The organism is Phytobacter sp., assembly GCF_059074235.1.
Map to the genome: position 1 here is coordinate 271,350 of NZ_JCACPZ010000006.1, position 19,518 is coordinate 290,867.

Genomic DNA, 19,518 nt, shown 5'->3' on the forward strand with positions numbered 1-19,518 from the left:
GTTAAAAGGAGACGCGTGATGTCCATCATTCTCGGTATCGATCCGGGTTCACGCGTCACCGGTTACGGTGTGATCCGCCAGGTAGGCAGGCAACTGACCTACCTGGGCTCAGGATGCATTCGTACCAAAGTCGACGATTTGCCGTCGCGCCTGAAACTCATTTACGCGGGTGTTACGGAAATCATCACCCAATTCCAGCCTGATTATTTCGCTATCGAACAAGTCTTTATGGCCAAAAATGCTGACTCTGCGTTAAAGCTGGGGCAGGCACGTGGCGTGGCGATTGTTGCCGCTGTTAATCAGGATCTCCCGGTTTTCGAATATGCCGCTCGTCAGGTCAAACAGACGGTGGTTGGCAACGGTGGTGCGGAGAAAACCCAGGTTCAGCACATGGTGCGAACCTTACTGAAACTGCCTGCCAACCCACAGGCGGATGCCGCCGATGCGCTGGCGATTGCCATCACGCACTGTCACGTCAGTCAGAATGCCATGCAGATGAGCGAAACACGGCTTAATCTGGCGCGAGGTCGGTTGCGTTAAGTAACAGGCGAATCTTTTGGGCATCTTCTGGCGTCGTCGGGTTATAGACCACCAATGTCAGATCAGGTTGCCCTTCTACTGCAAAGCTTGAGAACTCCATCGAAAGTCTGCCGGCGTGACGGTGCATTAACACCTTCGTGCCTTCCCCCATGAGATCAATTTCTTTGTTTTTCCAGAGGCTGGCAAACAAGTCAGAGGCGGCGATAAGTTCCTCAACCAGTGGTTTTATCTCGTCAGCAGCCCCTGATCGTGTGGCATCGGCACGAAAAGCCGCCACAATAAACTGCGCCAGTCCCTCCCAATTTGTTTGTGCATCACGAACTTGCGGGTCGAGAAAAATTCTTCGCAGAATATTTCTTTGTGCCGGAGGCAATATCGCATAGTCCGTTAAGACCCGTGCGGCGGCCTGGTTCCAGGCCAGTACGTCCCAGGTGGCGTTACGTATCATCGCGGGACTGTAGGGCATAGCATCCAGAACATGTTGTAAGCGATGTGAAACGATAGTGGTCGGCGAATACAGCACGGCTGGGGCGCGACCCAGTGCAAGGTGGAAGATATGTTCGCGTTCTAAGGTGGAAAGCTGTAACGCCTGACATAATCTGTCGAGTACTTCGGCTGATGGAGTACCGCCACGACCCTGTTCAAGCCAGGTGTACCAGGTTGCACTGATACAGGCCAGATGAGCGACTTCTTCGCGCCGTAATCCCGGCGTGCACCGCCTCGCAGTATGAAATCCCAGGCTAACGGGGTCGAGCCTGGCTCGCCGCTGCTTTAAGTACTCCCCCAGCTCTGAAGATCGATCGTCACGCTGCATCCTGTTAGTCCTTATACCCCGATAATGTCACTACTTTTCACCCGTGGAGAGATTCATCACTATGACTAAATGAATCAACATAGAGAGAATATCACATGCATGTTTTTTTGACGGGAGCATCAGGTTGGGTTGGATCCGCTGTTGCGGAAGATTTAATGGCAGCAGGGCATGATGTGACCGGGTTGGTGCGCGATATGGCTAAAGCCCGGTTTCTTAATGTGATGGGCGTTAAGTGCGTACAGGGTTCGCTTGATGATCATGCGGTGTTGCAAGAGTATGCTCGTCGTGCTGATGCGGTCATCCATACGGCTTTTAATCATGATTTTTCTCGGTTTGTCGAAAACTGTGCCCAGGATAAACGGGCCATCGAAGCGCTGGGTGATGCGTTACGTGGAAGTGTCAGACCTCTGCTGGTGACATCGGGGTTGGCGATGATTGCGCCGGGGCGTCTGGCTCTGGAGAGCGACAGACCAATTTTTGACACGTCCTACCCGCGTCGCTCGGAGCCCGCAGCCCGCGAACAAGCAAAGCAGGGCGTACGTGCAGCCACTGTGAGACTCTCCCCTACGGTTCACGGAATCGGTGATCACGGATTTATCCCCATTCTGATTGCGCTGGCGAAGCGTACTGGTGTTTCTGCTTTTCTGGGGGAAGGCGATAATCGTTGGGCTGCTGTACACCGTAAAGATGCTGCGCGTATTTACCGGTTGGCGCTGGAAACTGGGGTGACGCAAGAGGTTTATCATGCAGTGGCGGAGGAGGGGGTTCTTTTTCGCGATATTGCCCGGGTCATTGGTCAATACCTGGGACTGCCTGTTGAATCCAGAGGGCGCGAGCATTTTGCCTGGTTTGCTGACTTTGCGTCGGGAGATATGGCTGCCTCCAGTGAGCAAACGCGCAAGGTGTTAGGGTGGCAACCCACCCACGACACATTGCTTTCTGACCTCACACAAGCTGCCTATTTTCGTGAATAGCCATACAGCGCGGTTTTTATGAATATCAGGCTGGATATCTATCCAGCCTTTTTTTATGATACGGCATACTTACTTCGGCCCTTACGCAGGAGCGTCACGTGATAGGCAGACTCAGAGGCATTATTCTCGAAAAACAGCCCCCTTTGGTTTTGATGGAAGTCGGAGGCGTGGGCTATGAAGTGCATATGCCAATGACCTGTTTCTACGAACTGCCTGAAGCGGGCAAAGAAGCGGTTGTCTTTACCCACTTTGTGGTGCGTGAAGATGCACATTTGTTGTTTGGTTTTAATAACAAGCAGGAGCGTACGCTGTTCCGTGAGCTGATTAAAACCAACGGTGTCGGCCCTAAACTGGCACTCGCTATTCTTTCAGGCATGAACGCGCAGCAGTTTGTGAATGCTGTGGAACGCGAAGAACCCGCTGCGCTGATTAAATTGCCGGGTATCGGCAAGAAAACCGCTGAACGCCTGATTGTCGAAATGAAAGACCGCTTCAAAGGTCTGCATGGCGATCTGTTCACGCCAGCGGCAGATCTGGTGTTAACATCCCCAGCCGGTCCGTCGACTGATGATGCAGAACAGGAAGCCGTTGCGGCGCTTGTAGCACTGGGCTATAAACCACAGGAAGCCAGCCGTATGGTAAGCAAAATCGCAAAACCGGACGCCAGCAGTGAAACGCTTATCCGCGAAGCATTACGCGCCGCGTTGTGAGGTAAAGGATGATAGAAGCAGACCGTCTGATTTCCCCCGGTAGCGTCAACGCCGAAGACGTTGCGGACCGTGCGATCCGCCCGAAAATGCTGGAGGAGTACATCGGCCAGCCGCAGGTGCGTTCGCAGATGGAAATTTTCATTCAGGCGGCGAAACAGCGTGGTGATGCGCTGGATCACTTACTGATTTTCGGACCACCGGGCTTAGGTAAAACAACCCTTGCCAATATTGTGGCGAACGAGATGGGCGTAAATCTGCGCACCACCTCTGGCCCTGTTCTGGAAAAAGCAGGGGATCTGGCGGCGATGCTCACTAACCTTGAACCGCACGACGTGCTGTTTATTGATGAAATCCATCGATTGTCACCCGTCGTCGAAGAGGTACTCTACCCGGCGATGGAAGACTACCAACTCGATATCATGATCGGCGAAGGGCCAGCAGCTCGCTCTATTAAGATTGATCTCCCGCCATTCACGCTGATTGGCGCGACAACCCGGGCCGGATCGCTGACCTCACCACTGCGTGACCGTTTTGGTATTGTGCAGCGTCTGGAGTTTTATCAGGTTGCGGATTTGCAGCATATCGTCGGACGCAGTGCGCGTTTTATGGGGCTGGAGATGAGCGACGAGGGCGCACTGGAAGTGGCCCGTCGGGCACGAGGTACTCCACGTATTGCTAACCGACTGTTGCGCAGGGTGCGTGACTTTGCGGAAGTGAAACACGATGGATCTATTTCAGTGGACATCGCCTCGCAGGCGCTGGATATGCTGAATGTGGATGCGGAAGGTTTTGACTATATGGACCGCAAGTTGCTGTTGGCGGTTATCGATAAATTCTTCGGTGGACCGGTGGGGCTGGACAACCTGGCGGCAGCCATTGGTGAAGAACGTGAAACCATCGAGGATGTGCTGGAACCTTATCTGATCCAGCAAGGCTTCCTGCAACGTACCCCACGTGGGCGTATGGCAACCGTCAGGGCATGGAACCACTTCGGCATTACACCGCCCGCCATGCCATAAGTGTTGGTAGAGACTTAACGAAAAAGGCACCCGCAGGTGCCCTGAACAAGACAAACCGGCCCACTAGTTGGCCGGTTTTTTCATCATGGTAAGAATGAACAACAGCGCTGCACACAGAACCACGGAAGGGCCTGCCGGCGTATCGTAAAACGCAGAGAAGGTTAACCCGCCGGTGACGGCAATCATGCCAACACCGACTGCCACGCCCGCCATTTGTTCTGGTGTTTTGGCAAAGCGACGTGCCGTGGCGGCAGGGATAATCAGCAGCGAAGTGATGATCAGCGCGCCGACAAACTTCATGGCGACACCAATCGTCAGGGCGGTCACCAGCATCAGCAGCAGTTTCACGCGCTGGATTTTCACGCCATCCACAAAGGCCAGTTCCGGGCTGATGGTCATGGACAGCAGGTTACGCCACTGCCAGAGCAGAATACCAATGACCACCGCAACACCCACTGCAATAGCGATTAAATCTTGCGGTGTGACGGCCAGCAAGTCGCCAAACAGATAGGCCATGAGGTCGACGCGAATATTCGACATCAGACTCACCACCACCATGCCGAGTGACAGAGCACTGTGGGCCATGATTCCCAGCAGGGTGTCCACGGCGAGGTGAGGGCGTTTTTCCAGCCAGACAAGGCCACCTGCCAGCAGCAATGTGACGGCGATAACGGCATAAAATGGATTCACATCCAGTAGCAAACCGAAGGCGACGCCAAGCAGAGAGGCGTGCGCGAGTGTATCGCCGAAGTAGGACATGCGCCGCCAGACAACGAATGAACCCAACGGACCGGCTGCACAGGCAAGTAAGACCCCGGCAAACCAGCCGGGCAGTAGTAATTCAATCATCCGCGTCCATTTCCCTGGCGTAAAACGATGCGCCCTTGTAAATCATGGCGATGGTTATGCTGGTGGCGATATATTCCCAGCTGTTCCGCACCGCGTGGGCCGAACATAGAGATAAATTCAGGGTGCATGGAGACCACTTCTGGCGCACCTGAACAGCAGATGTGGTGATTCAGACACAATACTTCATCCGTTTTTGCCATCACCAGATGGAGGTCGTGCGACACCATTAGTACTGCGCAGTTGAACTCACGACGCAGTTTATCAATCAGATCGTACAGCGCGACCTGGCCGTTAACGTCGACACCCTGGGTTGGTTCATCCAGCACCAGCAACTCAGGTTTGTTGAGAAGCGCACGCGCCAGCAGAACACGCTGGGTTTCTCCACCCGATAATTTTTGCATTGGGGCGTCAATAAGATGTGCGGCGTGAACGCGTTTGAGTGCAGGAAGAATATCGTCTTTACGAGTGCCTGGACGCAGACGCATAAAGCGACCGACAGTCAGGGGCAGAGTGGCGTCAAGATGTAGTTTCTGCGGAACATAGCCAATTTGCAGGCGATGCCCGCGCTTGATCGTACCAGAATCAGGTGCTACCAAACCCAGAACAACACGCACGAGTGTCGATTTCCCCGCCCCATTGGGGCCGAGAAGGGTAAGAATTTTACCCGGCTCTAAATTGAGCGAAATGTCAGACAGGACGCGTCTTTGGCCGAAACTGACAGACACATTTTCCAGTGTTACCAAATTAGTCATAGCGTTTAAAGGGTTGCACAAGTGATAGAATGTTATAATATCACATCCCACCTATTCATTACGATAAATAGTCGCATAATGTTACATAAAAATACGCTTCTTTGCGCAGCGCTTTCAACCGCGCTGCTGGGCGCCACATCAGGCATTGCAAACGCCGCTGTCGTCGCCTCACTCAAACCGCTGGGATTCATTGCTTCCGCCATTGCTGACGGGGTTACCACCACTGAGGTTCTGCTGCCTGATGGGGCATCTGAACATGACTATTCGTTGCGTCCGTCAGACGTAAAACGCTTAAAGAACGCGGACTTAGTCTTCTGGGTTGGACCGGAGATGGAAGCCTTCATGGAGAAGTCCGTCCAGCAGACGCCTGCAGCAAAACAAGTCCAGATATCGACGCTCGATGGTGTGAAACCGTTACTCATGAAAGGCAGTGACGACGACGAGCACGATCATGCCGGACATGACCATGGCGATGAAAATAGTGACGAGCATCATCATCATGGTGAATACAACATGCATCTGTGGCTTTCACCGGAGATTGCGCGGATGTCGGCGGTTGCAATCCACGATAAATTAGTGGAACTTATGCCGCAAAGCCGAGCCAGGTTGGATGCCAACCTGAAATCGTTTGAGGCACAATTAGCCCAAACCGATAAGCAGGTCGGTAGCGAGCTGGCACTTTTGAAAGGTAAGGGTTACTTCGTTTTTCATGACGCCTATGGCTACTTTGAAAGACACTACGGACTGACTCCATTGGGTCACTTTACCGTCAACCCTGAGATTCAACCCGGTGCGCAGCGTTTACATCAAATTAGAACACAGTTGGTTGAGCAAAGAGCAACCTGCGTTTTTGCTGAGCCACAGTTCAGGCCAGCCGTCGTTGAAGCGGTTGCCAGAGGAACGTCCGTGAGAATGGGAACGTTGGATCCGCTGGGAACCCCTGTCCAACTGGGTAAAGAGAGCTATACACAGTTCCTGACCCTGTTGTCGACCCAGTATGCGAGCTGCCTGAAAGGAGATTAACGAGGAAGTGGATACGTGCAACAGATAGCCCGCTCTGTCGCTCTGGCATTTAATAATCTGCCCCGACCCCACCGCGTTATGCTGGGGTCACTTACAGTTCTTACACTGACGGTCGCCGTCTGGCGTCCGTATGTCTACCATCCGGAACATTTGGAACCTGCACCCATCGTCAAAGCGATTACGCTAGAGAAGAATGAAATTCGTTCTTTGCTGCCTGACGCCAGTGAGCCTATCGACCAGACCATGCCTGATGAAGTTGAAGATATTCCTCAGGATGAATTAGATGACAAAACCGCTAACGAAACCGGCGTTCATGAATATGTCGTCTCCACAGGTGACACATTAAGCAGCATTCTGAACCAGTATGGCATTGAGATGGGTGATATCAGCCAGCTTGCTGCCACGGATAAAGATCTGCGCAACATGAAAATCGGCCAGCAACTCTCGTGGACGCTAACGGCGGAGGGCGATTTACAGCGCCTGACCTGGGAGATGTCCCGCCGCGAAACCCGCACGTATGACCGTGTCGATGGCGGTTTCAAGATGAGTAGCGAGCTGCAGGAAGGTGACTGGGTTAACTCAGTAATGAAAGGTACCGTTGGCGGCAGTTTTGTCAGCAGTGCCAAAGATGCCGGCCTAAGCAGTGTTGAGATTAGTTCCGTTATTAAAGCTATGCAGTGGCAAATGGACTTCCGCAAGCTGAAAAAGGGTGATGAATTCTCCGTATTAATGTCCCGTGAGATGTTACAGGGTAAGCAAGAGCAAAGCCAACTGGTGGGCGTTCGCCTGCGTTCGGATGGCAAAGACTATTTCGCCATTCGCGCTGAAGACGGTAAATACTACGATCGCAACGGTACGGGCCTGGCGAAGGGTTTTATGCGCTTCCCGACCTCCAAACAGTTCCGGGTATCGTCGAACTTTAACCCGCGTCGTCTGAACCCGGTAACCGGGCGTGTTGCTCCGCATAAAGGCGTCGACTTTGCGATGCCGCAAGGCACACCGGTTCTTTCTGTCGGTGATGGCGAAGTGGTTGTCGCCAAACGCAGTGGTGCTGCAGGTTACTACGTGGCGGTGCGTCATGGGCGTACCTACACCACGCGCTATATGCACCTGCGTAAATTGCTGGTTAAAGAAGGGCAGACCGTAAAACGTGGCGATCGCATTGCGCTTTCTGGCAATACCGGTCGTTCAACAGGGCCGCATCTGCACTATGAAGTGTGGATCAACCAGCAAGCGGTGAACCCATTAACCGCGAAACTGCCAAGAACCGAAGGTTTAACCGGCTCAGATCGTCGCGATTATCTGGCCCAGGTGAAGGAAGTGGTTCCTCAACTCCGCTTTGACTAACGTCTGCGCCCAGCAAGCCGGTGCCAGTGTGCGCCGGCTTTTTCTTTTGTAGGAAACGGTGGGCCTCGCTACACTGTTCATACTTTTCACTTTTTAATCCCTGACTGCCTGCGGAATATGCATGGAAACGAAGAAAAATAATTCTGAATACATACCCGAATTTGAAAAGGGCTTTCGCCATCCGCGCTACTGGGGCGCCTGGTTAGGCGTACTTGCATTTGCAGGTGTCGCCATGATCCCGCCATCGGTGCGGGACCCCTTACTGGGTAAACTTGGGCGTCTGGCTGGAAAACTGGGTAAAAGTGCACGCCGTCGGGCACAAATAAACCTGCTGTACTGTTTCCCGAATCAAAGCGATGCGGAACGCGAAGCATTGATCGATGAGATGTTTGCCACTGCGCCACAGGCGATGGTGCTGATGGCAGAACTGGCTATTCGCGGTCCAGAAAAAACTCTGCCACGTGTGCAGTGGCAGGGACAAGAAATCGTTGATGAGCTTCGTGCTAACAACGAGAACGTCATTTTCCTGGTGCCGCATGGCTGGGGTGTGGATATTCCGGCGATGCTGATGGCATCGCAGGGGCAAAAGATGGCCGCTATGTTTCACAACCAGGGAAACCCGGTTTTTGACTACGTATGGAATACCGTACGCCGCCGCTTTGGCGGCCGTTTACATGCGCGAAATGACGGTATTAAGCCGTTTATTCATTCTGTTCGCCAGGGCTATTGGGGTTACTACTTACCCGACCAGGATCATGGTGCTGAGCACAGCGAGTTTGTCGACTTCTTTGCGACATATAAAGCAACATTGCCAGCGATTGGCCGTCTGATGAAGGTCTGCCGGGCACGCATTGTACCTTTGTTCCCCATTTATGACGCGAAGATGCACCGCCTGACCATTCAGGTTCGCCCGCCGATGGACGATCTGAATACGGCTGATGACAACACCATTGCCCGCCGCATGAATGAAGAAGTGGAATTGCTGGTGGGGCCGCATCCTGAGCAGTACACATGGATTCTAAAATTGCTGAAAACGCGCAAACCCGGAGATAAAGAGCCTTATAAACGTAAAGAGCTCTTCCCGAAGAAATAGCCGATATAAAAAAGCCCCGCACGAATGCGGGGCTTATCTTTTTCATGCTGACTTATTCTACGGTCATAATTCGTGTGGTATTGGTGGTGCCGATAGTGCTCATCACATCACCCTGAGTCACAATGACCAGGTCACCAGAGAGCAAGTAGCCTTTGTCACGCAGCAGATTGACGGCGTCATTCGCTGCGGCAACACCTTCATTAACACTGTCGAAATAGACTGGCGTCACGCCGCGATACAGGGCGGTGAGATTCAACGTACGCTCATGACGAGACAATGCGAAAATTGGCAGCCCGGAGCTAATACGTGACGTCATCAGTGCGGTACGGCCAGATTCGGTCATGGAGATAATCGCCGTCACGCCTTTCAGGTGGTTAGCTGCATACATAGCTGACATCGCAATGGCTTCTTCAACGTTGTCGAACTGGATGTCCAGACGGTGTTTAGAGACATTGATGCTTGGGATTTTTTCCGCACCCAGGCAGACGCGAGCCATCGCCGCAACGGTTTCCGCCGGATACTGGCCAGCAGCCGTCTCTGCTGAGAGCATCACTGCATCTGTGCCATCCAGAACGGCGTTAGCGACGTCCATGACTTCAGCACGAGTCGGCATCGGATTAGTGATCATCGATTCCATCATCTGGGTGGCAGTGATGACGGAACGGTTAAGCTGACGCGCACGGCGAATTAATGCCTTCTGAATACCGACCAGTTCGGGATCGCCAATTTCAACGCCAAGGTCGCCACGCGCAACCATCACGACGTCTGAGGCAAGAATGACATCATCCATGGCATCCTGGCTGCAGACCGCTTCTGCACGTTCCACTTTGGCCACAATTTTTGCGTCACAGCCTGCATCGCGTGCCAGACGACGTGCGTAATTAAGATCTTCGCCGCAGCGCGGGAAGGAAACGGCGAGGTAATCTACACCGATCAAGGCAGCGGTCAGGATGTCTGCTTTGTCTTTTTCAGTCAGCGCTTCAGCGGAGAGACCGCCACCGAGCTTGTTAATGCCTTTATTGTTGGACAGCGGGCCGCCAACGGTGACTTCGGTGAAGACCTTCATGCCCTGGACTTCCAGCACTTTTAGCTGAACACGACCATCGTCAAGCAACAGGATATCGCCAGGTACTACGTCAGCAGGCAGACCTTTGTAGTCGATACCGACCTTCTCTTTGTCGCCTTCGCCTTTGCCAAGGTTGGCGTCGAGGAGGAATTTATCACCAATGTTCAGGAAGACTTTGCCTTCCTTAAAGGTAGAAACACGGATTTTTGGCCCTTGCAGGTCGCCAAGGATAGCCACATGACGTCCCAGTTTTGCCGCAATCTCACGCACTTTATCCGCACGTAATTTATGATCTTCCGCGGTGCCGTGAGAGAAGTTCATTCGTACCACGTTGGCACCTGCGGCGATAACCTTCTCGAGGTTATTATCACGATCGGTAGCCGGGCCCAAGGTGGTAACGATTTTGGTTCTGCGAAGCCTTCTGGACATGTAATACTCCGTTGTCTAAAACAACCAGGTGTTGCGTGAACATGAATTCGGATAAGGTCTGCGCCGTTGCGGCGAACAGTAAATTTACCCGAATGGCGTAAGATGTTACAACTTTGTTATTGCTATTAGTGTTTATCACTCCTGAACAGGAGTTCCTTATCAAAGCGCGATTCTTTGAGTGCTTCTTTGACACGCTTCAAGTTATCCCTGAATTTTGCTCCGCGACGCAGTGTGAAGCCGGTTGCCAGAACGTCGATGACCGTGAGCTGTGCAAGTCGTGAGACCATAGGCATATAGATGTCAGTATCCTCAGGCACGTCCAGTGTGATAGCAAGTGTCGCTTCGCGGGAGAGCGGGGTATCGGCTGAGGTTAATGCAATGACCATGGCATCGTTTTCACGAGCCAGCTGTGCAAGTTCAACCAGACTTTTTGTGCGTCCGGTGTGGGAAATCAGCACAACGACGTCGTCATCACTACAATTCATACAGCTCATGCGTTGCAACACGATGTCGTCGGAGTAAACAACCGGGACATTGAAACGGAAAAATTTGTTCATCGCATCATGAGCAACAGCAGCTGAGGAGCCCAGGCCAAAAAACGCAATCTTCTTGGCCTGGGTGAGCAAATCCACAGCGCGATTAACGGCTGTCATGTCGAGTGACTGGCGGACATGATCAAGACTGGCCATTGCCGATTCAAAAATTTTGCCTGTATAGGCTTCAACGCTGTCGTCTTCGTCGACATTACGGTTGACATAGGGTGTACCATTGGCGAGGCTTTGCGCCAGATGTAATTTGAAGTCGGGAAAACCTCGGGTATCGAGGCTGCGGCAAAAGCGGTTAACGGTGGGTTCACTGACACCCGCTTCTTGAGCAAGCGTGGCGATACTGGAGTGAATAGCTTTATCAGGGGTGGCCAGGATCACTTCCGCCACTTTGCGCTCGGATTTGCTAAGGTGTTCCAGTTGAGACTGGATTTTTTCCAGCATATTCATTATTAGCGGTGTGCTCATCAGTAAAACGGTTCCACAAAAGTGTAAAACCGTGAAGCGTTTTAGCAAGAATATACCTTTCTGCGCGGCGGAAAAGTAAGTCACAACGTAAAATGTTGTTGTTTTTTTTCATTACATGATCACAGTCGGATTTTATCCTCTGTGCGTGTGGCAAACATCCAGCACTTTCAGGGCGAAAAGCCAGATTTTCGCCAAACGGGCGAAGAACGCACGGCTGGACAAGTGTTAGCGGTTTCGGGAATTACGTAAAAGCAGTACAGTGCAGTGTAATAAAATTACAACTAAGGCCTGGCATAAGCACCAGGAAAAGCCAACTGAGGAGAATGACATGGCGGTAACGCAAACAGCCCAGGCATGTGACCTGGTCATTTTCGGCGCGAAAGGCGATCTCGCACGCCGAAAATTGCTGCCTTCCCTGTATCAGCTAGAAAAAGCCGGGCAGATTCATCCTGATACGCGCATCCTGGGTGTAGGGCGCGCAGACTGGGATAAAGATGCCTACACCAAAGTCGTACGCGAAGCGCTCGAAACCTTCATGAAGGAAAAAATTGATGAAAGTTTGTGGGACACGCTGAGCAGTCGTCTGGATTTCTGCAATCTGGATGTAAACGATGTCAAAGCGTTTAGTCGTCTGGGTAAAATGCTTGACCAGAAAGAACGCACAACCATCAACTACTTCGCCATGCCGCCAAGCACCTTTGGCGCCATCTGCAAAGGCCTGGGTGAAGCTAAGCTGAATGCTAAGCCAGCTCGCGTCGTCATGGAAAAACCTTTGGGTACGTCACTGGCTACCTCGCGTGAAATCAACGATCAGGTGGGTGAGTACTTTGAAGAGTGCCAGGTCTATCGTATTGACCACTATCTGGGTAAAGAGACGGTACTGAACCTGCTGGCGCTGCGCTTTGCGAACTCCCTGTTCGTCAATAACTGGGACAACCGCACGATTGATCATGTGGAAATCACTGTGGCGGAGGAAGTCGGTATTGAAGGTCGTTGGGGTTACTTCGACCAGGCTGGCCAGATGCGCGACATGATCCAGAACCACTTACTGCAAATTCTGTGCATGATCGCCATGTCTCCGCCGTCCGACCTGACCGCTGACGCCATTCGTGACGAAAAAGTCAAAGTGCTGAAATCCCTGCGCCGTATTGACCGTACCAATGTACGTGAGAAAACCGTGCGTGGTCAGTACTCCGCCGGTTTCGCTCAGGGCAAAAAAGTGCCGGGCTATCTGGAAGAAGAGGGGGCGAATAAGTCCAGTAACACCGAGACGTTCGTGGCTATTCGTGTGGATATTGATAACTGGCGCTGGGCAGGCGTACCTTTCTACCTGCGTACCGGTAAACGTCTGCCGACCAAATGTTCTGAAGTGGTTGTGTACTTCAAAACGCCTGAGCTGAACCTCTTCAAAGAGTCCTGGCAGGATTTGCCGCAGAACAAACTGACCATTCGTCTGCAGCCGGATGAAGGTGTGGATATTCAGGTGCTCAACAAAGTACCTGGTCTGGATCACAAGCACAATCTGCAGATCACCAAGCTGGACCTGAGTTACTCCGAAACCTTCAATGAAACGCATCTGGCTGATGCTTACGAGCGCCTGCTGCTGGAAACTATGCGTGGTATCCAGGCGTTGTTTGTGCGCCGTGATGAAGTTGAAGAAGCCTGGAAGTGGGTTGATTCCATCACCGAAGCATGGGCGATGGATAATGACTCGCCGAAACCTTACCAGGCGGGGACCTGGGGACCGGTTGCCTCAGTGGCAATGATCACCCGAGATGGTCGTTCCTGGAACGAATTTGAGTGATTGTTGAACAGAGAGTGTTGCGCTGTTTTACCGGTAACATGATCTAACACAGAAATCAGGACAATTTTTCATCTTTCAAGCCCCGACTGGATTCACCAGCGGGGCTTTTTTTATTACACTGGCTGAAGCGATTTTGCCTTTGGGGCGCGTGACTGCGGTAATTCCGGCGAATTTATTCATCGGTTAAATAGTCAGCTGAACGCTACCCCGAACAGATAAATTTCAGGAGCCTCTATGAATTCAGTATTGTTACGCGTAACAAATCGTATTGCGGAACGCTCGCGCGAAAGCCGGACGGCCTACCTTAAACGTATTGAACAAGCAAAGAGCGAAACGGTCCATCGCTCATCGCTGGCTTGCGGAAATCTGGCACACGGCTTTGCTGCCTGCCAGCCGGAAGACAAAGCCGGGCTGAAAAGCATGCTGCGTAACAATATTGCGATCATCACTTCCTATAACGACATGCTCTCCGCACACCAGCCTTACGAAACTTACCCGAACATCATCCGCAAAGCGCTGCATTCGGTGAATGCGATCGGTCAGGTGGCGGGTGGGGTTCCTGCCATGTGTGATGGTGTGACGCAGGGCCAGGACGGTATGGAGCTGTCGCTGCTCAGTCGGGAAGTGATTGCCATGTCGGCGGCGGTTGGCTTGTCTCATAACATGTTCGATGGTGCGCTGTACCTCGGCGTGTGCGACAAAATCGTACCAGGCCTGGCGATGGCTGCCCTCTCGTTCGGTCATCTGCCCGCGGTATTCGTTCCTTCAGGACCGATGGCCAGCGGCCTGCCGAATAAAGAGAAAGTACGTATTCGCCAGCTTTATGCGGAAGGTAAAGTTGATCGTATGGCTTTACTGGAATCTGAAGCGGCCTCTTATCACGCACCAGGTACATGTACGTTTTACGGCACCGCGAATACTAACCAGATGGTAATTGAGTTCATGGGCATGCAACTGCCTGGCTCTTCATTTGTGCACCCGGATGCTCCCCTGCGTGAAGCATTGACCTCTGCCGCGGCGCGCCAGGTGACACGTCTGACCGGCAACGGCAGCGAATGGATGCCGCTGGGTAAAATGATCGACGAGAAAGCAGTGGTGAACGGCATTGTGTCACTGCTGGCGACCGGCGGCTCCACGAACCACACCATGCACCTGGTGGCGATGGCGAGAGCGGCAGGCATCATCATTAACTGGGATGATTTCTCTGAGTTGTCAGAAGTGGTGCCGTTAATGGCGAAACTGTACCCAAATGGTCCGGCAGACATTAACCACTTCCAGGCGGCAGGTGGCGTACCTGTTCTGATGCGCGAACTGCTAAAAGGCGGTCTGCTGCATGAAGACGTCAATACCGTTGCCGGTTTTGGCCTCTCACGTTATACCCTGGAACCGTGGCTGGATAACGGTGAGCTGGCCTGGCGTGAAGGCGCTGCTGCACCACTTGATACCAACGTCATTGCGACCGTCGATGCGCCGTTCTCTCGCCACGGTGGCACCAAAGTGCTCAGTGGCAATCTGGGGCGTGCTGTAATGAAAACTTCAGCCGTACCGGTTGAATATCAGGTTATCGAAGCGCCTGCGGTAATTTTTGAAAGCCAGCATGACGTGTTACCGGCCTTTGAAGCCGGGTTGCTGGACAAAGATTGTGTCGTGGTTGTGCGCCATCAAGGGCCAAAAGCGAACGGCATGCCAGAATTACATAAACTTATGCCGCCACTTGGTGTATTATTGGACCGCTGTTTCAAAATTGCGTTAGTTACCGATGGACGCCTCTCGGGCGCTTCGGGTAAAGTGCCTTCCGCCATCCACGTCACACCTGAGGCTTACGACGGCGGCTTGCTGGCGAAAGTGCGCGACGGTGACATGATTCGTGTGAACGGGCAGACGGGTGAATTAACGCTGCTGGTTGATGAAGCAGAACTGGCTGCACGCAAGCCACATATTCCTGACCTGAGCGCAATGCGCGTGGGCACGGGGCGTGAAATGTTCGGCGCTTTGCGAGAAAAACTCTCCGGTGCGGAACAGGGCGCAACCTGTATCGATTTTTAAAAACGACAAGATTATTCGTTCTGGCGAGAGAAAAACTCTGATGAAAAATTGGAAAACGAGTGCAGAAGCAATCCTGAAAACTGGTCCGGTTGTGCCGGTTATCGTTATCAATAAACTGGAGCACGCCGTCCCGATGGCGAAAGCGCTGGTTGCAGGTGGCGTTCGCGTGCTGGAAGTGACGCTGCGTACCCCCTGTGCAATGGACGCGATTCGCGCCATTGCAAAAGAGGTGCCGGATGCCATCATCGGTGCAGGTACCGTTCTGAATCCGGAACAGCTGAAAGAAGTGACCGAAGCCGGTGCACAGTTCGCAATCAGCCCGGGTCTGACCGAGCCGCTGCTGAAAGCGGCAACCGAAGGCACCATCCCGTTGATCCCGGGTATCAGCACCGTTTCTGAACTGATGCTGGGTATGGACTACGGTCTGAAAGAGTTCAAATTCTTCCCGGCTGAAGCTAACGGCGGCACCAAAGCGCTGCAGGCGATTGCAGGTCCATTCTCTCAGGTCCGTTTCTGCCCGACTGGCGGTATCTCTCCGGCGAACTACCGTGACTACCTGGCGCTGAAAAGTGTGCTGTGCATCGGTGGTTCCTGGCTGGTTCCGGCCGATGCGCTGGAAGCTGGCGACTACGATCGCATTACCAAACTGGCTCGCGAAGCCGTCGAAGGTGCGAAGTAAGTTGGTTGTCCGGGGCAGAGAGTCCCGGCTGAAATGACAAACCGGTGCGCAAATGCGTGCCGGTTTTTTTTATGTGGGTTTACCGATTATATCCGTCCCTTCAATAAGATTATTTCTTCCCGTCTCAGTGTTTTTATCATTGATCTCTACGCACTGTCCGTCTTTTGACGTCCAAAGAACGTCGCGGATATTACGGGAGCAAAGGAATGTTTCGGAATATTTTTTGTATCAGTCTGTTGTCGGGCCTGTTATGTGCTCAGGCTGAAGCCAGCATCGTGATGAATAATACCCGGGTGATTTATAACGCCGCAGCACGTGAAGTTACCGTACCCATCAAAAATCGCAGCAGCAGGCCAGTGCTGGTAAAAAGCTGGCTGGACAACGGCGATGTGAATGCTGATCCGACAACCCATCACACTCCGTTTGTGATTTTACCGCCGATAACCCGTGTGGATGGCGACAGCGCAAAAACGCTGCGACTACGTGCGGTCAATGCTGCGGCACTGCCTGCCGATCGTGAATCCGTATTCTGGCTCAACGTACTGGACGTGCCGGTAAAACTCTCCGCAAGTGAGAAAAACCGCCTACAGGTGGCGCTGCAGTCGCGGGTTAAGGTCTTTTATCGCCCGGCGGGGTTGCGTGGAAGCCCGGGCAAAGCGGTAGAGGAGCTGATCTGGCGCAGTCATGGTAAAGGGGTAACGGTGACGAACCCCACGGCCTGGCAAGTTTCACTGGTGTCGGTGAGTTCTCAAGAGGGGGAGTGGCCGGTAGACATTGTTGCACCGGGCAAGACTCGGGATTTTCCGTTACCGCTGAAAGCATCGACCCCGATTGGGGTGACATGGATAGATGATAACGGCGGGACACAAATTTATAGTGCGGTTACACAATAAAGCAAAGGAGTGTGAGGTGGTCATAAAATCGAAAATTTCATTAATGCTTTTTAGCGCACTGGCTTTTTCATTTACGACGCAGGCTGCGTGTAAATTAGAGCAATATGGAAATACTTCCAATCAGGCTCCCGGCGTGATTGTCACTCGAGCGTTGAATGCTATTCCTGCGACCATTCGCGTACCGAAAGACATTATTGTTGGCACTGAACTTTACCGAATGACGGCACGAAATAATAAATACTATTATTACCGTATTAATTGCAATAATAGCCTTGACCCCCAAAACTTTTACGTAATGGGACAATTTGTCGGAAGTGTTGCTCCTGCACTGGCATCCTGGCAGGGAAGCAATCTGGGACAGGTTTATCAAACGGGGACTGAGGGTATTGGAGTGGTCATTTTGACGAGTACGGCAAATATTGCTCCGGGGGAAAAAAAGCGTTATGGCAAATGCGATTCTGCATATAATCGATCTTGCGTAGCCTTTGTTGGTGATGGCGATATTACTTTTGTGCTTATTAAAACAGGTGATATCACCGCCAGCTCTCTTGATCTGGCTTCTCTGCCTAGGCTGGAAACGGTCGTGGGAGGCGATAACTCACCGGGTAGCGATATTACGGTGTTTCGCCCCACGCTTGTTGGTTCAATTACTTTCACTCAGCCCACGTGCACTCTGGCGGAAACCAGTAAAACCGTTAATCTGGGTGAACATTCGGCTTCAGGTTTTACTGCGTCAAATTCGACAACCCCCTGGATTAAAGCATCCATCGAACTCATCAATTGCAATTATGGCGGTAAGCAAAGTTACCAGTACAATATCCGACAATCTGAGTGGAACAAAACTGACGTGACTACCGTCGCTCCCCCCATTACCACCGACGCCCTCTGGAGCCTGAGCCTCACTCCCGCGACCAGCGTCATTGATGACACCAACGGTATTATGGCGATTGCCAGTGGGGAGGACAGCGCCACAGGTATAGGCATCCAGCTTTCAAGTTCTAATACCACGCTTAATCCAATGAAATTCACGCAACCGACAACAGGGATAATGGTATCCGGCACCAATGCCACTATGACCATTCCACTCTATGCCCGTTATATCAAGACCGGATCGGCGGTAACTGCCGGGAAAGCAAACGGAAAACTCACCTACCTGGTGGAATACAAATAAAACCCGTAGCCCCGGTAAGCGAAGCGCCACCGGGGATGCTTACCAGATTTAACCTTGAACTTTCACCGCAGCCGCCGCGGCTTTCGCACGCTCAACTGCCTCTTCAACAGTATCAGCCGTGGCGAGTGCCACGCCTAAACGACGCGTGCCGTCAATCTCGGGTTTGCCAAACAGACGCACCTGTAGGCCCGCACCAACGGCATTTTGTACATTATCAAAAGTGACGTTCTGGCTTTTCAGTTCAGGCAGAATGACCGCTGAAGCTGACGGTCCGTACTGGCGAATCTGACCCACGGGCAAACCGAGGAAGGCGCGAACGTGCAGCGCGAATTCAGAGACATCCTGCGAAATCAGCGTCACCATGCCGGTGTCATGTGGGCGAGGGGAGACTTCGCTGAATACCACTTCATCGCCACACACAAACAGCTCAACGCCAAATAAACCGTGTCCACCCAAAGCGAGTACCACTTTACGCGCGACATCCTGGGCGCGCTCCAGCGCCAGGTCCGTCATGTACTGCGGTTGCCAGGACTCGCGGTAATCGCCATCTTCCTGGCGATGGCCTACTGGTGCGCAGAAGTGGACTCCGTCTACGGCACTGACTGTCAGTAGCGTAATTTCAAAATCGAAATTCACCACACCTTCAACGATCACACGACCAGCACCTGCACGACCGCCTTGTTGCGCGTATTCCCAGGCTTTGGCTAATTGATCAGCACTACGAATAAAGCTCTGACCTTTGCCGGAAGAGCTCATGACCGGTTTAACAATGCAGGGAAAGCCGATCTCATCAACGGCCTCACGGAACGCTGATTCACTGTCGGCGAAGCGATAGCTGGAGGTGGGCAGGGCAAGCTCTTCCGCTGCCAGACGACGAATACCTTCGCGGTTCATCGTTAATTTCGCGGCACGTGCGCAGGGAACAACATGCTGACCCTGGGATTCGAGTTCAATCAGCGTATCTGTAGCGATAGCTTCGATTTCGGGCACGATAAAATGCGGTCTTTCGAGCGCGACCAGTGCCTTCAGGGCTTCACAATCAAGCATATTGATGACGTGGGAGCGGTGGGCGACATGCATGGCGGGAGCATCCGCATAGCGATCGACGGCAATGACTTCGATGCCCAGACGCTGGCACTCGATAGCCACTTCTTTTCCCAGTTCACCTGAGCCCAATAACATCACACGAGTTGCTGCCGGACGCAGCGCAGTACCTAAAAGAGTCATAGCTGTTTGACCTTAAAAAAAACCTGGCCGCAGTATATACGAAAACGTTTGCGTGTGTCTTTTCCAACT

The 19,518-nt window shown here is 52.6% G+C and carries 18 protein-coding genes; 12 read left to right on the plus strand and 6 right to left on the minus strand.

Annotated features, from left to right (window positions below; all coding sequences use genetic code 11):
* The first annotated feature begins 18 nt into the window (after positions 1 to 18).
* A complete protein-coding gene (gene ruvC / locus AC5JPW_RS15970; protein WP_494241843.1) occupies positions 19 to 540 on the plus strand; it encodes a crossover junction endodeoxyribonuclease RuvC in 522 nt (173 codons plus the stop codon).
* Here the strand turns inward: ruvC and AC5JPW_RS15975 are convergent.
* Positions 512 to 1,354, minus strand: a complete 843-nt coding sequence (locus AC5JPW_RS15975; RefSeq protein WP_494241845.1) for a helix-turn-helix transcriptional regulator — start codon at positions 1,352 to 1,354, stop codon at positions 512 to 514. The genes ruvC and AC5JPW_RS15975 overlap by 29 nt on opposite strands.
* 95 nt (positions 1,355 to 1,449) lie before the next feature.
* Here AC5JPW_RS15975 and AC5JPW_RS15980 point away from each other — a divergent pair, with 95 nt between their 5' ends.
* The 3 genes from AC5JPW_RS15980 (at position 1,450) to ruvB (ending at position 4,057) form a co-directional block, all read left to right on the plus strand.
* A complete protein-coding gene (locus AC5JPW_RS15980) occupies positions 1,450 to 2,328 on the plus strand; it encodes an SDR family oxidoreductase (protein WP_494241847.1) in 879 nt (292 codons plus the stop codon).
* A 98-nt stretch (positions 2,329 to 2,426) separates the two neighbouring features.
* Positions 2,427 to 3,038, plus strand: coding sequence for a Holliday junction branch migration protein RuvA (gene ruvA / locus AC5JPW_RS15985; RefSeq protein WP_494241849.1), 612 nt, complete (start codon positions 2,427 to 2,429; stop codon positions 3,036 to 3,038).
* Between the two features lie 8 nt (positions 3,039 to 3,046).
* Positions 3,047 to 4,057: a Holliday junction branch migration DNA helicase RuvB gene (gene ruvB / locus AC5JPW_RS15990; protein WP_494241851.1), complete on the plus strand. Its 1,011-nt coding sequence runs from the start codon at positions 3,047 to 3,049 to the stop codon at positions 4,055 to 4,057.
* A 63-nt stretch (positions 4,058 to 4,120) separates the two neighbouring features.
* On the opposite strand, the gene znuB is transcribed toward ruvB, so the two are convergent.
* Together znuB and znuC are read right to left on the minus strand one after the other, a co-directional pair.
* Positions 4,121 to 4,906 (minus strand): zinc ABC transporter permease subunit ZnuB, encoded by a 786-nt coding sequence (znuB, locus tag AC5JPW_RS15995; RefSeq protein WP_494241852.1) that lies wholly within the window; start codon positions 4,904 to 4,906, stop codon positions 4,121 to 4,123.
* Positions 4,903 to 5,658 carry a zinc ABC transporter ATP-binding protein ZnuC gene (znuC, locus tag AC5JPW_RS16000; RefSeq protein ID WP_494241854.1) on the minus strand — a complete coding sequence of 252 codons (756 nt, stop codon included), beginning with the start codon at positions 5,656 to 5,658 and terminating at the stop codon, positions 4,903 to 4,905. The genes znuB and znuC overlap by 4 nt, the downstream gene beginning before the upstream one ends.
* 78 nt (positions 5,659 to 5,736) lie before the next feature.
* Here znuC and znuA point away from each other — a divergent pair, with 78 nt between their 5' ends.
* The 3 genes from znuA to lpxM all read left to right on the plus strand — a co-directional run bounded on the left by znuA (position 5,737) and on the right by lpxM (position 9,121).
* Positions 5,737 to 6,681 carry a zinc ABC transporter substrate-binding protein ZnuA gene (gene znuA / locus AC5JPW_RS16005; RefSeq protein WP_494241855.1) on the plus strand — a complete coding sequence of 315 codons (945 nt, stop codon included), beginning with the start codon at positions 5,737 to 5,739 and terminating at the stop codon, positions 6,679 to 6,681.
* 15 nt (positions 6,682 to 6,696) lie between these two features.
* On the plus strand, positions 6,697 to 8,028 hold the full coding sequence (gene mepM, locus AC5JPW_RS16010; protein WP_494241857.1) for a murein DD-endopeptidase MepM: 1,332 nt from the start codon (positions 6,697 to 6,699) through the stop codon (positions 8,026 to 8,028).
* Between the two features lie 121 nt (positions 8,029 to 8,149).
* The gene (lpxM, locus tag AC5JPW_RS16015; RefSeq protein WP_494241859.1) at positions 8,150 to 9,121 is read left to right on the plus strand and encodes a lauroyl-Kdo(2)-lipid IV(A) myristoyltransferase; all 972 of its coding nucleotides are present in this window, start codon (positions 8,150 to 8,152) and stop codon (positions 9,119 to 9,121) included.
* Between the two features lie 52 nt (positions 9,122 to 9,173).
* Here lpxM and pyk read toward each other — a convergent pair whose 3' ends face one another.
* Both pyk and AC5JPW_RS16025 read right to left on the minus strand, forming a co-directional pair.
* A complete protein-coding gene (pyk, locus tag AC5JPW_RS16020) occupies positions 9,174 to 10,616 on the minus strand; it encodes a pyruvate kinase (protein WP_494241861.1) in 1,443 nt (480 codons plus the stop codon).
* A gap of 125 nt (positions 10,617 to 10,741) precedes the next feature.
* Positions 10,742 to 11,611 (minus strand): MurR/RpiR family transcriptional regulator, encoded by an 870-nt coding sequence (locus AC5JPW_RS16025; protein ID WP_494242379.1) that lies wholly within the window; start codon positions 11,609 to 11,611, stop codon positions 10,742 to 10,744.
* Positions 11,612 to 11,957: 346 nt separating this feature from the next.
* Between AC5JPW_RS16025 and zwf the strand changes: the two genes are divergently transcribed.
* The 5 genes from zwf (at position 11,958) to AC5JPW_RS16050 (ending at position 18,222) form a co-directional block, all read left to right on the plus strand.
* Positions 11,958 to 13,433, plus strand: a complete 1,476-nt coding sequence (zwf, locus tag AC5JPW_RS16030) for a glucose-6-phosphate dehydrogenase (RefSeq protein ID WP_494241863.1) — start codon at positions 11,958 to 11,960, stop codon at positions 13,431 to 13,433.
* A 234-nt stretch (positions 13,434 to 13,667) separates the two neighbouring features.
* Positions 13,668 to 15,479 carry a phosphogluconate dehydratase gene (edd, locus tag AC5JPW_RS16035; RefSeq protein ID WP_494241865.1) on the plus strand — a complete coding sequence of 604 codons (1,812 nt, stop codon included), beginning with the start codon at positions 13,668 to 13,670 and terminating at the stop codon, positions 15,477 to 15,479.
* Positions 15,480 to 15,519: 40 nt separating this feature from the next.
* Positions 15,520 to 16,158 (plus strand): bifunctional 4-hydroxy-2-oxoglutarate aldolase/2-dehydro-3-deoxy-phosphogluconate aldolase, encoded by a 639-nt coding sequence (kdgA, locus tag AC5JPW_RS16040; protein ID WP_494241866.1) that lies wholly within the window; start codon positions 15,520 to 15,522, stop codon positions 16,156 to 16,158.
* A gap of 206 nt (positions 16,159 to 16,364) precedes the next feature.
* Positions 16,365 to 17,051 carry a fimbrial biogenesis chaperone gene (locus tag AC5JPW_RS16045; protein ID WP_494241868.1) on the plus strand — a complete coding sequence of 229 codons (687 nt, stop codon included), beginning with the start codon at positions 16,365 to 16,367 and terminating at the stop codon, positions 17,049 to 17,051.
* A gap of 16 nt (positions 17,052 to 17,067) precedes the next feature.
* The gene (locus AC5JPW_RS16050; RefSeq protein ID WP_494241870.1) at positions 17,068 to 18,222 is read left to right on the plus strand and encodes a fimbrial protein; all 1,155 of its coding nucleotides are present in this window, start codon (positions 17,068 to 17,070) and stop codon (positions 18,220 to 18,222) included.
* A gap of 48 nt (positions 18,223 to 18,270) precedes the next feature.
* Here AC5JPW_RS16050 and purT read toward each other — a convergent pair whose 3' ends face one another.
* Entirely contained in the window at positions 18,271 to 19,449 is a 1,179-nt protein-coding gene (purT, locus tag AC5JPW_RS16055) for a formate-dependent phosphoribosylglycinamide formyltransferase (protein WP_494241872.1), read from the minus strand.
* Between the last annotated feature and the right edge of the window lie 69 nt (positions 19,450 to 19,518).